The sequence below is a fragment of the Haloferax prahovense DSM 18310 genome, from assembly GCF_000336815.1.
Classification (GTDB): Archaea; Halobacteriota; Halobacteria; order Halobacteriales; family Haloferacaceae; genus Haloferax; species Haloferax prahovense.
Window position 1 is genome coordinate 370,490 of the sequence record NZ_AOLG01000047.1, and the last position, 15,682, is coordinate 386,171.

The 15,682-nt window shown below is 64.9% G+C and carries 15 protein-coding genes; 4 read left to right on the forward strand and 11 right to left on the reverse strand.

Translation table 11 applies throughout. The annotated features are described in order from the left end of the window. Nucleotides 1-251: 251 nt before the first annotated feature. Nucleotides 252-2,645, reverse strand: a complete 2,394-nt coding sequence (locus C457_RS13705; RefSeq protein WP_049913592.1) for a DUF7827 domain-containing protein — start codon at nucleotides 2,643-2,645, stop codon at nucleotides 252-254. 786 nt (nucleotides 2,646-3,431) lie between these two features. On the opposite strand from C457_RS13705, the gene C457_RS13710 reads away from it, so the two are divergent. Next, nucleotides 3,432-3,860: a type IV pilin gene (locus C457_RS13710; RefSeq protein WP_008095501.1), complete on the forward strand. Its 429-nt coding sequence runs from the start codon at nucleotides 3,432-3,434 to the stop codon at nucleotides 3,858-3,860. After that, nucleotides 3,861-4,334: a type IV pilin gene (locus C457_RS13715; protein ID WP_008095502.1), complete on the forward strand. Its 474-nt coding sequence runs from the start codon at nucleotides 3,861-3,863 to the stop codon at nucleotides 4,332-4,334. Nucleotides 4,335-4,495: 161 nt separating this feature from the next. Here C457_RS13715 and C457_RS13720 read toward each other — a convergent pair whose 3' ends face one another. From C457_RS13720 to C457_RS13735, 4 genes are all read right to left on the reverse strand, one after another. Then, nucleotides 4,496-4,684, reverse strand: a complete 189-nt coding sequence (locus tag C457_RS13720; protein WP_008095503.1) for a hypothetical protein — start codon at nucleotides 4,682-4,684, stop codon at nucleotides 4,496-4,498. A 52-nt stretch (nucleotides 4,685-4,736) separates the two neighbouring features. Next, a complete protein-coding gene (locus C457_RS13725; protein ID WP_008095504.1) occupies nucleotides 4,737-5,297 on the reverse strand; it encodes a DUF1684 domain-containing protein in 561 nt (186 codons plus the stop codon). 60 nt (nucleotides 5,298-5,357) lie between these two features. After that, complete coding sequence (locus C457_RS13730) at nucleotides 5,358-6,341, reverse strand: aldo/keto reductase (protein WP_008095505.1); 984 nt, start codon at nucleotides 6,339-6,341, stop codon at nucleotides 5,358-5,360. A 300-nt stretch (nucleotides 6,342-6,641) separates the two neighbouring features. Beyond that, nucleotides 6,642-6,908 carry a hypothetical protein gene (locus C457_RS13735; protein ID WP_008095506.1) on the reverse strand — a complete coding sequence of 89 codons (267 nt, stop codon included), beginning with the start codon at nucleotides 6,906-6,908 and terminating at the stop codon, nucleotides 6,642-6,644. Between the two features lie 351 nt (nucleotides 6,909-7,259). On the opposite strand from C457_RS13735, the gene C457_RS13740 reads away from it, so the two are divergent. After that, nucleotides 7,260-7,541, forward strand: coding sequence for a hypothetical protein (locus C457_RS13740; RefSeq protein WP_008095507.1), 282 nt, complete (start codon nucleotides 7,260-7,262; stop codon nucleotides 7,539-7,541). An 8-nt stretch (nucleotides 7,542-7,549) separates the two neighbouring features. On the opposite strand, the gene C457_RS13745 is transcribed toward C457_RS13740, so the two are convergent. The 6 genes from C457_RS13745 to C457_RS13770 form a co-directional block, all read right to left on the reverse strand. After that, nucleotides 7,550-8,485, reverse strand: coding sequence for a DMT family transporter (locus tag C457_RS13745; RefSeq protein ID WP_004975175.1), 936 nt, complete (start codon nucleotides 8,483-8,485; stop codon nucleotides 7,550-7,552). A gap of 126 nt (nucleotides 8,486-8,611) precedes the next feature. Continuing rightward, nucleotides 8,612-9,943, reverse strand: coding sequence for an ABC transporter ATP-binding protein (locus C457_RS13750; protein ID WP_008095508.1), 1,332 nt, complete (start codon nucleotides 9,941-9,943; stop codon nucleotides 8,612-8,614). Further along, nucleotides 9,936-11,120 (reverse strand): ABC transporter ATP-binding protein, encoded by a 1,185-nt coding sequence (locus C457_RS13755; RefSeq protein ID WP_008095509.1) that lies wholly within the window; start codon nucleotides 11,118-11,120, stop codon nucleotides 9,936-9,938. Before C457_RS13755 ends, C457_RS13750 begins: the two co-directional genes overlap by 8 nt. Before the next feature lies 1 nt (nucleotide 11,121). After that, a complete protein-coding gene (locus C457_RS13760) occupies nucleotides 11,122-12,186 on the reverse strand; it encodes an ABC transporter permease (protein WP_008095510.1) in 1,065 nt (354 codons plus the stop codon). A 6-nt stretch (nucleotides 12,187-12,192) separates the two neighbouring features. After that, on the reverse strand, nucleotides 12,193-13,191 hold the full coding sequence (locus C457_RS13765; protein WP_008095513.1) for an ABC transporter permease: 999 nt from the start codon (nucleotides 13,189-13,191) through the stop codon (nucleotides 12,193-12,195). A gap of 3 nt (nucleotides 13,192-13,194) precedes the next feature. Beyond that, on the reverse strand, nucleotides 13,195-14,826 hold the full coding sequence (locus C457_RS13770) for an ABC transporter substrate-binding protein (protein WP_049913593.1): 1,632 nt from the start codon (nucleotides 14,824-14,826) through the stop codon (nucleotides 13,195-13,197). A 154-nt stretch (nucleotides 14,827-14,980) separates the two neighbouring features. On the opposite strand from C457_RS13770, the gene C457_RS13775 reads away from it, so the two are divergent. After that, nucleotides 14,981-15,619: a hypothetical protein gene (locus C457_RS13775; protein ID WP_008095516.1), complete on the forward strand. Its 639-nt coding sequence runs from the start codon at nucleotides 14,981-14,983 to the stop codon at nucleotides 15,617-15,619. Nucleotides 15,620-15,682 lie beyond the last annotated feature (63 nt).

Genomic DNA, 15,682 nt, shown 5'->3' on the forward strand with positions numbered 1-15,682 from the left:
GACGAACCCAAACCACGCACAGCGACTGGAAGGACAAGGACCACCTCGGTACGACCGCGCGTCTCGGTTCTGTATCGTCGTCTGGTCGTCAAGCGGAGTCGTCGCTCATAGCTTTCTGACTTCGAGGTCTGCACGTCGCGACGCTACTCGCCGTTTGAGTGCGTGACGACTGTCGACGCGAGTGCTGCGGCTGTCGGGTCAGCGTCGAAAGAAAGGAAAAACGCCGGGAAGATCCCGGTGGTTAGCTGTCGTTAGTTGTCGCGGCGGACCGCGAGGAGCGCAGCGGCGACGAGCGCGACGAGGGCGACAACGACACCGAAGCCGGGCGTCTGGGACGACGTGGTGGTCGTCTCGTCAGCCGTCGTGGTGGCGGCGGTGGTCGTCGTAGCCGCAGTCGTGGTCGTCGTGTCTGCGGTCGTCGTGGTGTCAGCCGTCGTCGTGGTGTCCTCAGCCGTCGTGGTGGACGAGTCTACGGACTCAACGACGTTACCGTCGACTTCCTCGTTCGGTGCGACGCCACCGCGGGCCGTCACCGTGAAGGTGTCGCCGACGCTCTGCTCGGAGAAGTCGAAGCTACCCGAGAGCGAGCCGTTTGCCTGGACGTAGACCGTAGCGGTCTTCAGGAAGCGCGGCTGCGTGTCACCGTCGGACTCAACGCGGAGCGTGAGTTCCGTACCGGGCGCGACGTTCGAGGAACCAGAGATCATCTGGTCCGCAGCGTTCGTCACGTTGATCGGGTCGGAGAGCGTGTGCTCGGCTTCGACGTGCTCGTAGGAGTCAGTCGCCGTGGAGTCCTCGTCAACGAGTGCGAGGCCACTGACGTCGTCTTCCTCGACCATCTCGAACTGGACATCGAACGCGTCATCGTCGTCGATGGGCGTGATGTCGCTCTCGCTCTGGTCGAGAACCTCTCCGTCGTCGTCGGTGTCACGGTAAGCCGTGATCTGGTCCGAGTCGAACGCGACGAAGTACGTGTCGTTATCGCCGTCGGCAATGACCGAGGCGTTAGAGACGTTGATGATCTTCGGGTCGCGGTTCGGATCGGGGTTCGTCTGGTTGATCGTCAGACGGTAGGCGTCGTTGTACCCGTTACCAGCCGCGAAGAAGTTCGGGGTCTCGTCGTCCTGAGCGCCGACTGCGCCCTCGAGGCCGGAGGCCTCGATCTGGACGATGACCTGGTCGCCGAAGGCTATCTGGCTGTCCTCGGTGATGTTGCCGTTCTCGAGCGCTTCAGTGACGTCGTCGAGGTCACCGAGCGTCTCGCCGGACGGGGCGGTCCACGTGCGGACCGCGGAGACGCCGCCTTCCTCGAGGACGAGGGTCGCGACGTTCTGGCCGTCACCGACCGAGGCACCCGGCTCGACGGAGAGATCGTAGTCGCCCGCGTCGATGAGGTTGCTCGTGGCGAGGCCGACGCCCGTTGCGCCGTCGCTGCCGGTCAGAATCTCGTCGTCGTCGTCTTCAACGTCGAAGACCTGACTGACGGACGTGTCGTTCGATTCGTAGGAGTTCCACAGAACGACGACTTCGCCGTCGTCGTTACCGTCTTCGACGGTGACGTTCGCGGAGTAACCTTCGTCGTCGCTACCGATGGTGACCGTTGCCGTGTCGGTGTTTTCGAGGGTCACCGGGATGGCAACGACGTCACCGCGCTGGTCGGTGATGACGGATTCGCTGAAGTCTGCGCGACCGTCACCGGCCTTTTCGACGGTGATCGTGTCGGATTCGAGCGTGATGCCCGTGTTGAGGTCCGTCGCAACGACCGTGTAGTCGTCAGCGTCGGTCTCAGCGACATCGAAGTCGAAGTCAGCCTCACCCTGACCGTCAAGGGAGACGTTCTGCGTCGCGTACGTGTCGTCGCTGGAGTCGACGAGCTCAACGCGGACGGGGCGGCTGGAATCACGTGCCGAGACCGTACCCGAGACGTCATCGTCGGTCGTGACGTTCAGGTCGTCGATGTCAACTGCGAAGTTGAGGCTGCGGACCGTGAGGTTGATCGTCGTGGAGCCAGCGACCGTGATGTCGTACGTACCGGTCTCGAGACCGGACGTGTCGAGCACGTAGACCGTACTGTTCTCGCCCGTCGAACGCTGGACGAAGTAGTCGTCGGTCGCGTCTTCCGTCCCTTCGACGGTAACGTCGGTGTTCACACCGGACGTGCTCGCGTTGATAGCGAGCTTCTCACCGACGTAGGCGCTCTCCGTGGTGGCGGACTCGCTGAACGTCTGAGCCGCGAAGAAGACATCCTTCTCACCGTCGTTGGTGAGCGTCGAACCGTCCTCACCGGACACGATGTCGTCGGAGAGTTCGACGGTGATGTCGTTCGAGCGGATCACGTTGTTGACCGAGATGACGACCGTGCCGTTCGTGGTCTGGCCGACGGAGTAGGCCGAGCTCGCAAGCTCGTCACCGTCGTCAGCGACCGTGAAGTTGTCAGTCGTCAGACTGGCGGAGTCAACATTGTGAGAGAACGGTACCTCGATGACGGCGTTTCCGCCGTCGACGTAGTGAACGGCGCCTCCGCGGTAGCGGAAGTCACCGTCTGCCGCAGCAGCACTACCCGTAAACGCGATGGACCCGGCGAAAACCGAGAAGACCATCAGCGCAGCGAGAAGAACCGCGCGGATTTGCTTATTGCGTGTCATTGTTGGTGGATGTTGCAGTCGGGGACATCGTTTTCGTCGACCCTCGGACGGAACCAAGCCGGGCAGAACCCGGGCCGAGGCGAGGTACTCACAGATGCCTCCGTGGGCAGGGGTACAGTTTGCTCTGTTGACCGTTCGCGGTAAATACTTTGTGTGATTGGACGGTCTCTGAAACGTTACCAATCGTGTCACTCAGGCCTCGAAACCCGATTCTACCCCACAAAGCATATGTGCGTCTGTTGAAAATACATCTATCGCGTGCGCACGCCACCTTGGGTAGGAACGACGTCCCCGGTTCGCCGGGGACGGACTCGTTCTCAGTAACTAATCGTCGAGCGTCGGCTGTCGAACGAAGCCACTCGATATCGGTACTCCGCGCAGATTCGAAGAGGGGCCCGCGACCACAGGTGTACGCACCTCGCACTGCACCAACGCGTACGTGCGAGAGATACTGCTAGTTCTCATCGTACGGTTATCCTCGCCAGCCGACAACCTCACCGAGTAGTCCAAAAAGAACGACCGAGAACGTGTCAGAAATTCTTCGGACCTGTTCGACGACGGAGTGCCATTATCCCCTTAAACGACATATAAACACTATATTAATGCCCGAATTGTTTCGAGAAACCATCCATTAATCTGGCACGTACATTTAAGTTACCCCGGGGATACGAGTCGGTTGGACACACCGCGACGGGTGCCGGGCAGGGATGACGGTTGCGCAGCGATGAACGCGTGCGCACCGGCGTCTTCGGCGAGCGATACCGTCCCGGGTGTCGGACACAACGCATGCAACTCAAACATCTCTTCACGGAAGACCGTGCAGTCAGTCCCGTCATCGGGGTTATCCTGATGGTGGCGATTACAGTTATCCTCGCGGCCGTTATCGGTACTTTTGTCCTTGGTCTCGGCGATCAAGTGAGCGAGACGTCCCCGCAGGCGAGCTTTAGTTTCGATTACGACGGGTCTAGTGCGCTGACGATTACCCACGAGAGCGGTGAGCAGATTCCGGCGAATCAGGTCACTGTGACGGGGGACTTCAACGACTCTGGTAGTGCTTGGACTGCACTTGGTGGCTCAGACCCAATCACAGCAGGTGGCTCCGCAGTTGTAAACGACTCTAGTGGGTTCAGCGACGGAGACACCATCCGCGTCGTCTGGACCTCCGAAAGTGGAAGTAGTTCCTCCACGCTTCAAAAGTGGACCTACAACGGATAGATGAATTTCAAGCAACTCCTCGCTGAGGACGACGCGGTATCACCGGTTATCGGTGTTATCCTCATGGTCGCGATTACCGTTATCCTCGCGGCCGTCATCGGCACGTTCGTCCTCGGTCTCGGCGACCAGGTTGGCGATACTGCTCCGCAGGCCAGCTTCAGCTTCGACTATCAGGACGAGTCGTCACTAGATAACCTCACCGTCACCCACGACAGCGGGACAGCAATCGACGCTGAAAACGTCAACCTGACCGCCGATACGTCGTTCCAAACGGTTGCATCAGACGGCAGCCTCGGCACATCTGAAACTACCCAGTCCTTCGCAGACATGGGCGTCTCTGACGACGTGACAGCCGGAACGTCCGTCCAAGTCGGTAACAACGATTTCAACAGCGCAACGTTCCGCATCGTCTGGACCTCCGAGAGTGGCAGTAACTCCGCCACGCTCCAGAAGTGGTCCGGCCCCGACGCCTAAAGGCGACACAACCTTCGCGGCAACGTTTTCTTCGAACCGACTGACCACGTAGCGTTGCGACTGGCACGACACGGAAGGCATCGCTATCACGGCTGTGGCGAACGAAACGTGCTCTCACGAGAAAAGACGGTTTTAGTCAGTACGACGGGCGAGTGCCGGACTCAGACCGGCCGGCCGCCCTCGGACGTGCCGACCAGCCACGTCCCGAGCGTGAGCGCGCCGGCACCGACGGCGAGCGCGTAGGACATCACCTGTGCGGCGTTCGGCAGCATTCCCGGCAGCATCGTGAGCGTCCCGACGATCATCAGCGCCATCCCGATGACGGCCTTCTTCGAACTGAGCAGTCCCATGTCCGTCTCTCCGGAAGCGTCCGATATGGAACTTGCGCTTTTGCTTCGCCGGTTACTCGTAGTCTCGCTCCCCGGCGGGGACGACTACGTCGAGCCAGTTCTCCTCGGGGGGAAGCGGACACTCGAAGGTGTCGGTGAACGCGCAGAACGGGTTGTACGCGAGGTTGAAGTCCACGACGACTTCGTCCAACTCGTCGAGGGGCGCGTCGGGCGTGAGTTCCATGTACCGACCGCCGTTGTAGGTCTGCTGACCCGTCGTCTTGTCGCGGAAGGGAACGAACAGTGTCGGCGAGTCGTCGTGTTCCTGACGATACGCGCTGAGGGCGAGTTCCGCGTCGCGGAGTTCGAAGTGGAACGTGGCGACGCGGAGATACCGGACCTCGCCGTCGGTCGAGGTGTCCATCGCCACCGGCTCGGGGTCGTCGTGCGTCTCGACCGACGCGGTCACCCGGTAGTCGGGGTCGGGGTCGAAGTAATCGAGGCCGTCGAAGTCGTCCCGTTCTTCGGGCGGAATCGGCGACTGGGGATGCGACCCGAAGAAGTCGTCTTTCTCCTCGCGCTTCGCCCGGAGTTCGGAGACGTAGGCGTCGGCGTCAAACGCGTCGGCGGTCATACGCGGCGATACCCACCGGCGACACCTACACCTGACGGTTCGGGGGCGCTTCCGAAGCTGTTACGCGGACAGGTGACGCTTGGCGGCAGAGATGCGTTTGAACTGCTCGTTCGTGAGTTCGATGTCTGCGGCCACGACGTTCTCGCCGAGCTGGTCGACGGTTCGTGCCCCGATAATCGGCGCGGTGACCTGCGGGTGGTGCATGAGCCACGCGAGGCTGACCTGTGCGGGCGACGCACCGACCGCCTCGGCGACCTCCTCGATAACCTCGAGCGCGTCGAAGTTCGACGGCGTGAGGTAGGAGTCGGCGAACCGCTGGTCGTTCGCCGCGCGAGAGTCCGCAGGCGGGCGCTCGTCGCGGGCGTATTTCCCCGTGAGAAAGCCGCCAGCCAGCGGCGACCACGGGACGACGCCGATGTCGTAGTCGGCGCACATGTCGAGGTAGTTTCCCTCTATCTCGCGGTTGACGGCGTTGTACCGCGGCTGGGCGACTTTGAACGGTTCGTAGCCGCGCTTGTCGGCGAGTTCGTTCGCCTTGACGACTTTCCAGGCGTTGGGTTCGAGCGTCGAGGTGCCGAGGTAGTTCACCTTCCCGTCGCGCACGAACCCGTCGAGCGTCCGCATGAACTCGTCGACCGGCGTCTCGTCGTCCCATCGGTGGATGTACAGCAGGTCGACGTAGTCGGTGCCGAGTCGGTCGAGGATGCGGTCCATCTGACGGCGGAGGTGTTTCCGGTTGAGCCCGCGGCCGTTGGCGTCTTCGCGCGTGGGCCAGAAAATCTTGGACGCGACGACGAAGTCCTCGCGGTCGCGCGCTTCGAGCCACTCGCCGATGTACGTCTCGCTCGCGCCGTCGCCGTACATGTCGGCGGTGTCGATGAAGTTCCCGCCGGCGGCGGCGTAAGCGTTGAGCAACTCGTGGGCGCGGTCGCGGCCGACCTCGACCTCGCCGTCGTCGGCCTGTCGACCGAACCGCCACGTCCCGAACGCGAGTTCGGAGACCGTCGTTCCGGTCCGTCCTAGTGGAACCATCGCGAGCGACATACCGAACCCGAAGACCGGACCGCGGTAAAGCCACCCGATTCCCGATGGTCGAAGATGAGAAACGTGAGGCCGTGGCAGGTCGGCGCATCGAGCGTCTGAGGAGCGATCGAGAACCTCGATGGAGGCGCGTGGCGGGCGCTCGCGAGGCCGAGAAATGGAGAGCGGGAAGTGGAGGAGCGGGAAGTGGAGGAGCGGGAAGTGGAGGGAGAACACCGCGTCTGTTTGATTCGCCGTGTCCGGCAACGCACGCACGATTACGAACAGGCGTGTCGGCGCAGGCGTATCGGTGCGACCGGGAGACTACGACCGGGCGTAGTTGTGCCCGAGCACGAGCGCGAGCGCGTTGAGCGCGAGAAGCGCTCCGAAGACGGTGAACTCGCCCGCTTCGAGGCCGCCGAAGAGCAAGGGAACATACAGGAACGGGAGGGCGACCGCGGCCCAGAAACCGACGAACCGGAGCGGTGCGGCGACGAGTTCGAAGCCGAGGCGGAGCGGTTGCTCTTCCGTTACGACGTCGCGGAGTTGGGAGAGGCGTTCGCGGGGGACCGTGGATGGGGAGTTCGACATTGGTTGGGGGGCACCTACGACTACATCATGGAGTGGAGGGGTCATAATTACGTGCGAGAATTCCATTCGTTTCATACTCGTTTACTGGTGACTATTCGATAAATGTGAAGTTTCATAGAGTTACGAGCGGCGCCCTAACACTTCATAACCGCCTCTAATTCTTTTATTCGCACAACAGTCAGGCGTTCTTGAATAGTCGCAGAACCCTGAATTTCCACGGGGGTCGACCGAACGGATTCGAACCTCGGTGCGCTCGGTGGCCCCCCGCGTGGACCGTCGAGCGGGCGACGTTTCGACCGGCAGCGTCCGCAGGGAGCAGGGATTTAGCCCGCCGGGACGACTGTCGATGCGATGCCAGAGCTCAATCGCGTCGCAAAGCGCATGTACAACATCCACCCGAACGCCATGCACCTCACCGTCGGCGAGGAGATAGACGGCACGTTCACGCTGGAGAGCGCGGAGTTCTTCCAGACGGACTTTCAGGCCGAGGGCCGACGCGACGGCGACGACGCAGTCTACCGGTTTGCGACGACTGAGGACAACGACGCTGTCGTCGTCGGTCAACAGCGACCCGGTGAAAACGGGTGGAGGATGGTCGGCGAAGTGGACTCAGTCGAGCGGGCGGACGCGTAGCCGCGCTTTCAGTCGGTCGCGCGGACGCCGTCGCCGAACCGATAGCGGAGTTCGCGTCGAATCGCCCCGCGCTTCAGAAGGAGGAACCCGAGAAAGATGAGCGCGAACCCGCCGACCGTCGACGGGGTCGGAACTTCGCTCAGGAACGCCCACCCCGAAAGCGCCGCGAAGACGGGCGCGACGTACGAGACGAGGTTGATTTCGATGGGGCCGAGGCGGTCGAGCAGGTCGAAGTAGATGAGGAAGCCGAGCGCGCTCGCCGCGAGCGAGAGGTACCCGAGCGCGGCGACGGACTGGACGTTGAAGACGACCGAGCCGAGGCGCTCGCCGAGCGCGACGGACGCGACGTGCATCAGTCCCGCCCCGAGGAGCATCGACCACGCCTCCATCGTCTCGATGGACAGTTCCGAGTCGACTCGGCGGGTCAGCACCGACCCGAGGGCGAAAGCGGCGGCCGCGCCGAAGATGAGGAGCTTCGCGACCGTGCCGCCGGCGAGGAGGTTGCTCGGGTCGAGCCCCGAGAGCACCGCGACGCCGACGAGGCCGAGGAGGAGGCCGACGACGCCGAGCGCGGTGAGCCGCTCGCTCGGGAGCAGGAGCCGCGCGAATCCAGTGGTGAGCACCGGGCTGAGGCTCACGATGACCGCGGCGGCGGCGCTCGTCACGCCCGGGTCGGTTTCGCCGATGAACAAGAGCGCGTGGTAGGCGGCGATGAGGAAGACCGCGCCGATGGCGACTTCCGTCCACTCGGCCCTGCCGCGCGGAAGCGGCGAGTCGGTGGCGTACAGCGCGTAGGCGAGCATCACTACCCCCGCCACGTCGTACCGGAGGGCGGCGAAAAGCACCGGCGGAAAGAACTCGAGTCCGGCTTTGATAGCCATGAACGCGGACCCCCAGACGGCGGCGAGGACGACGAACAGACCGAGGTTTCGGTACCGTGTCACAGCGATGGTGCGCCCGGTGGGGGCCTGAACGTTTCGTTACGGGGTGGTTTCGCCGGTGCCGCGGGGCGAGAACTGCCCACCGCCCACCGCCCACCGCCAGCACACTGGTCGGTCGCCCGTCGGGTCTCAGTCGTCGGCCTCAGCGGTCGCGCCAGCGTTCGTCTCGATGACGGTCACCTCGTCGGAGCCCTCGTAGAGGTGACACGCCGCGGGATGCGGCGCGTCGCCGACGGCGGGGCGGCGCGTCTCACAGGGACTCTCGAAGCGTTCCCGAAGCGTCTCGCTGGCGCTGTCGGCCTCGCCCTCGGCGAGGTGGCCGAGCGCCGTGTCGACGACGCCCGCGACCTCGCCGCGGAGTTCGGCGTCGACGTGTCGCGCGCGGGCCTCCTCGATGAACGCTTCCGTGTCCGCTCGGTCGGGGTCGGCGGCGTCCCAGATGTGGTCCGGGTTGACGTCGCCGACCGCCAGCGCGTCGCGGAGGTCCATCAGGGCGCGGTAGGAACCCTGCTCAATGTCGAGGTCGTCCGGGGGGATGACCTGCGGGCACCGCGTCCGGAAGCGACAGCCCGACGGCGGGTTTCGCGGCGACGGCACGTCGCCCGACAGCGCCTCGACCCGCCGGCCGTGTTCGGTCGTGGAGGGTCGGGGAACGCTCTCCAACAGCGCCTTCGTGTATGGGTGTTTCGGCGACTCGAACAGCTCGTCGGTCGGACCAAGTTCGACCACGTTGCCGAGGTACATCACGGCGACGCGGTCGCAGATATGGCGGACGACCGAGAGGTCGTGGGCGATGAACAGGTACGTCAGCCCGAACTCCGCTTGGAGGTCGTCGAGCAGGTTCAACACCTGCGCCTGGACGGATACGTCGAGCGCCGACACCGGCTCGTCGAGCACGATGAAGTCCGGTTCGAGCGCGAGCGCCCGGGCGATGCCGATGCGCTGGCGCTGGCCGCCGGAGAACTCGTGGGGGTAGCGGTCGAGGTGGTTCGCCGAGAGGCCGACCCGCTCCAACAGGTCGGCGACCTTGTCGCGCCGCCACTCGCGTTTCGACTCGGTCTCGGTGGTCTCCGGAATCCCGTGAATCTTCAGCGGTTCGGCGACGATGTCGCCGACGGTCATCCGCGGGTCGAGGCTCGAAAACGGGTCTTGGAAGACGATTTGCGCGTCCCTGCGGAACGCCTTGAGTTCGTCGTCGTCCATCTCGAAGACGTTCGTCCCGTCGAAGGTGACCGTGCCGCCGGTCGCCTCGCGCAGTCGGAGCAGCGTCTCGCCGGTCGTGGACTTTCCGCACCCGGACTCGCCGACGAGGCCGAGCGTCTCGCCGCGTTCGACCTCGAAGGAGATGCCGTCGACGGCCTTGACGCTCGTCGGGTCGCGCCCGAGGAGGCTGTCGACGAACGAGTCCTGCTCGAAGTAGTACTTCTGGAGGTCCCGAACCGCGAGGAGCGGCTCAGTCATCGGCGCTCACCTCTCGGTCGACCGCGTCGGCCGAATCGACGGCGTCCGCGGGGTCGTACTCCTGTTCGGCGAGGACGCACCGGACGCTGTGTCGGCCGTCCAGTTCGTACTCGGGGATGCGGGTCAGACAGTCGGTCATGGCTTTGGGGCACCGGTCGGCGAAGTAACACGCGTCGGGCATCTCCGAGTCGAGCAGGCTCGGGACGTTGCCCGAGATAGGTTCGAGGCGACCCGAGGGGTCGTCCACGTCCGGAATCGACCCCAACAGCCCCTGCGTGTACGGGTGGACGGGGTTCTCGAAGATATCGGCGAGCGGGCCGCGCTCGACGACCTCGCCGGCGTACATGACGCCGACGCGGTCGCACATCCGGGCGATGACGCCCAAGTCGTGGGTGATCATCAGGATGCTCATCCCCTCCTGTTCCTGCAGGTCGCGCAGCAGGTTGAGAATCTGTGCCTGGATGGTCACGTCTAGTGCCGTCGTCGGTTCGTCGGCGATGAGGATGTCCGGTTCGCCGGCGAGCGCCTGGGCGATCATCGCCCGCTGGAGCATCCCACCCGAGAACTGGTGGGGGTACTCGTCGGCGCGGTCCTCGGGGTCGGGGATGCCGACCTGGTCGAGCAGTTCGACCGCGCGGTCCATGCTCTCGTCGTCGACGTAGCTCTTCGAGGGGAGAAGCGAGTCCACGAGGAGCGAACCGAGACCGTAACCCTGCGTCCGCGAGCGCGTGCTTCGCGGGTTCGAACGGGCGCGCCGCTGGACCTCGACCGCCTCGGCTATCTGCTCGCCGACGGTTATCGAGGGGTTAAAACTGCTCATCGGGTCCTGAAACACCATGCTGAACGACGGGCCGCGGAGCGACCTGCGGACGCCCTTCGGGAGCCGGCGGATGTCCACGAGGTCGCCGTCGACGGCCTCGGGTTTCGACCCGCGGAACTCGTCGGCGAGGTCGGCGTTGCGGTACCAGATCTCGCCTTGGGTCACGCGGCCGGGCGACTCGATGAGGTCGATGACCGAGAGCGCGGTCACGGACTTTCCGGAGCCGGACTCGCCGACGATGCCGAATATCTCGCCGTCTTCGACGTCGAACGAGACGCTCTCGACCGCGTTGACCTGCCCCTCCTCGGTGAAAAACCGGGTGGAGAGGTCGCGGACGCTGAGAATCGTGTCGGCCATCTCAGACGCCCCCCTCCCCTTCGATACCGGGGTCGAGCGCGTCTCTGAGCCAGTCGCCGACGAGGTTCAGCCCGATGACCGTCACCACGATGGCGAGGCCGGGCATCGTCGAAATCCACCACGCGGTGGACTGGTACTGCCGGCCGAGGGCGATGTCGAAGCCCCACGACACGTCGGCCCCGGAGAAGCCGAGGAACGACAGCGCCGATTCGAGCAGGATGATGGCGGCAACCTGAATCGTCGCCAACACGAGGATGGGCGTGATGGCGTTGGGGAGGACGTGTCTGAGCATCGTCCGCCCGTCGCTCGCGCCGAGGGCCTTCGCGGCCTTCACGTACTCCTCTTCGCGGATGGAGAGCGCCTCGCCGCGGGCGACGCGGGCGAACCACACCCAGTTGACGAGCGCGACGACGACGATGACCGTCCCCGGGAGGACGACCGTTTCGGGCATGCCCGTCGGTAACCCGACCGCCGAGCGGAACGCCGGGGCGAGCCCGGTGGCGACGAAGGGGTCGGGGATGGGCGCTTGGGCCTGCCCCCAGACGCCGACGAGGGCGATCGCGAGGACGAGCGAGGGGAACGCGAGCATGATGTCCGCGCTCCGCATCAGCACGTCGTCCACGCGACCGCGGTAGAACCCCGCTGACAGCCCGACGAGGACGCCGATGAGCGCCGCGAGCGACGTGCCGAACAACCCGACGAGGATGGACGTTCTCGCGCCGTAGATGATGCGCGAGAGGATGTCCCGCCCGTTGCCGTCGGTGCCGAGCGGATGGGCGGCCGTCGCGTTCGTGTAGACGGTCTGCGTCTCGGTGACGACCTGGCCGTCCTCGATGACGACGCTCCCGTCTTCCATCTTCGTCACCTCTTTCGTCTCTTTGGTGCTGAAGCCGAGCGGTGGCTGTCGGGAGTTATCGAGATTCTGTTGAGACGGGCTATACGGGGAGATAAACGGGGCGAAGACGGCCATCGCCACCATGAGGACGACGACGATGATGCCGAGCTTCGCGAGGAGACTCCGTCTGAGTTCCCGACGAAGGTTTCTGCGTGTGCGTTCCGATATCATAGAGCGTTAATCGTAGGCCACCTGCGGGTTGACGTAGGCGTACAGGGCGTCGACGAGGATGTTCACGAGGACGAACCCGACCGCGACGACGATGAGCGAGCCCTGTAAGACCGGCCAGTCGCGGGCGTTGATGCTGTTGATGATGAGCGTCCCGAGCCCCGGCCACGCGAAGACGGCCTCCGTGATGACGGCCCCGCCGATGAGGGTGCCGAGTTGGAGACCGATGACGGTGATGACCGGGATGAGCGTGTTCCGAAGCGCGTGCTTGTAGCGAACCAGCGTCTCCGGGAGCCCCTTCGCCCGCGACGCGCGGACGTAAGTCTGTCCGAGCTGGTCGAGCATCCCGCTGCGGGTGAGTCGCGTGATGAGCGCGGTGAAGTAGGTCCCGAGCGTAATTGCTGGCAGTGTGATGTGCCACAGCCACGTCACGAAGCCGCGTATCGCCGCGCCCGCCTCACCGCCGGCGAGGAGCATCGCGATGCCGTCGAGGCCGATGGGGCGCTGGCTCGTCGGGAACAGGTTCAGCTGGACCGCGAGCACGAGGATGAGCATCACCCCGAGCCAGAAGTTGGGCGTGCTGATGCCGACCAGTGAGAACACGGTCGCGCCGTAGTCCGCGGGCTGGTGACGCCGCGTGGCCGACAAGACGCCGAGCGGAATCGCGATGACGACGGCGACGACGGTCGCCGCGATGGCGAGTTCCAGCGTCGCCGGGAGCTTCGCGACGACGCGCGCCGCGACCGGCGTTCGGGTCACGAGCGACAGGCCGAGGTCGCCGAACGGGATGCCCGAGACGAACTCCCAGTACTGCACGTACAAGGGCTCGTTCAGCCCGAGTTCGGCGATGACCTGCGCCCTGACCTCCGGGTCGACGTCGGGCGGTAACAGCACGTTCGCCGGGTCCCCCGGCGAGATGAACCGGAGGCCGAAGACGACCGTGATGACCCCCCAGATGACGAACAGCCCCTGGAGCGAGCGTTTGATGAGGAACCTCGACAGCGACATCGACTACTGCTGGCTCATCGCGTACGCGTCGATGCGCTCGTCGGAGCGGGCCTCCCAGGCGATGGCGTCGTTGACGCCGTAGACGCTGTACTGCTGGTTCAGGAATATCCACGGGCACTGCTCGTGGGCCATCGCGTTCGCCTCCTGGAGGGTCGCCTCGCGCTCCTCGCCGGACTGGTTGCCGGCTTGTTCGAGTAGTGCGTCGAACTCCTCGTTTTGCCACGTCGTGAGCGTCCCGTCGGAGGCGAGAAGCGCCTCCATGACGAGGCCGCCGTCGAACGTCGCCTCGCCCCAGCCGATGAGGAACCACGGCGGGCGGGCCTCGATACTGCCCGCGAGCAGTTCGTCCACGAGCGAGCCGAAGTCGCGCTGGCGGACCGTCGCCGTGACGTTCGGTAGCTCGTCGATGTAGCCCGCGACCGCCTGCGCGATTTCGAGGTCCTTCAGGTAGCGGCCGACCGGCGTGTTGAGTTCGATCTCCGCGCCGGCGTAGCCGGACTCTTCGACCAACTGCTCTGCCTGGTCCGGGTCGTACGGGTACGGGTCGAGGTCGGGGTTGTGGCCGACGAACTCGGGGAGCGTCGGCTGGCCCGTCTGCGCGCCGAAGCCGCCGAGGACGTTCTGGACGATGCTCTCGAGGTCGATGGCGTAGTTCATCGCCTGCCGGAACTCGACCGAATCGAACGGTTCGACGTCGTAGCGCATCCCGTTGTAGATGATGCGGGTCGACGGGGCCGCGGCGACGCGCGCGTTGTCGGAGTTGGTGACGCGCTGGACCTCCTGCGGCGGGACGTTGACGATGAGGTCGGTCTCGCCCTGCAGGAGTTGGTTGACGCGAGTGCTGGCCTCGGACGCCGCGCGGAAGGTGAGGGTATCGACCGCCGCGGGCTCCTGCCAGTAGTCCTCGTACGCCGTGAGGACGACCTCCTCGTCTTCGGTGTACGAATCGAGTTGGAACGGCCCGGTGCCGTTCATGTTCTGGCCGATGTACGCCTTGTCGTTGTCCTCGACCCACGACTGCTGCATCACGTCGAGGTAGGTTGCGAACTCGGAGAACACGATGGGGTTGAGCGAGGAGTTGTTGACCTTGACTGCGTTCTCGCCCTCGATGACTTCCGCGCCGGCGACGCCGGCGAGTTGGTCGCTCTGCGGACTGGCGAAGCCCACCTCCTCGTCGACGACGCGGTTGATGCTGTACGCGACGTCTTCGGGGGTGAGTTCGTCGCCGTTGTGGAACGTGACGTCCTCGCGGAGGTCGAATCGGACCGCATTCTCCCCGTCGATGCGCTCGTAGTTCGTCCCCAGCGCGGTCTGAATCGACCCCGCCGCGTCGCGGGTCAGGACGCCCTCGTACGCGTGGAGGACGACGATGTCCGTCGTCGTCTCGCGGTGGTCGTGGGGGTCGAGGCCGGAGGGCATCTGGCCCTGCGTGATGGTCACGTCGAACAAACCGCTGTCCTCGGTCGTCGTCGTTTCGGTGGTCTCGGTCTCCTCGCCGCCGGTCGTCGTCGTTTCGGTGGTCTCGGTCTCCTCGCCGCCGCCACCGGAGCAGCCCGCGAGCGCCGCCGACGCCGCCGCGCCGCCTGCCAACTTAATGTACGACCGCCGACTAATGTGTGAATTGGTATCAGCCATCGAAGGTAGATTGCGTCGGTCGTTCTTATATCCATTGCCTGTGATTCGGCCCCCGCATAGCGTTCTGCCCATATATTGTGCACAGTTATGCTCCCGAGTCATCACCCCCCGAACACGGGGTACGTTTATTAGGGACTATCGCCGAACGATTCGTATGGCCGTGACCGGCCGTCCCACACTTCGGGACTTGTTCGACGAGTCGCCGACGCCCCACATCGCACACCCGCCGCGCACGCACCAACGACACTTCTACGTCGCGACGGACGGGTCGTACCGCCCGAACGGCGGCGGACTCGGTGCGGTGATAGAGACCCGCGACGGCGAGCGAGTCGCCCGTATCGCGCTCCCAGACGTGCCGCCGGACAACAACGTCTCGGAGTATCGCGCGCTCCATCTCGGATTGGACGTGCTCGCCAATCGCGCGCCGCCGGGCGCTCGCGTCGGCGTCCTCGTCGACCACGACGACCTCGCCGCGAACGTCAACAACGCGGTGCTCGCCGGCGACCATCCCGACTGGAAGTCGCCGAAGCGCATCGTCGTCCCCGCCGGCAGCGAACACCACTGGCGGGGGATTCAGGCCCGCATCGCCGGGTTCGAAGAGCTTCGCGCCGCGCGAATCGATAGCCGCGAGAACCCCGCGCACCCGCTGGCGAACGCGCCGGGGGAGTACGAACACGTCAACCGGCGGCCCGACCGCTGCGTGCTCCCCGACCCGCCGGAGTTCGAGGCGGACTCCGGCACGGACGTGAGCTATCTCCCGCCCTCGCGGTTCGAGGGACGCGCGAGCGACTGAGCGCAAGGCGTCGACGACGACCCGTTCGCCCCGCCCATCCGGTGGGCCGCCGAGCGCGAGCGG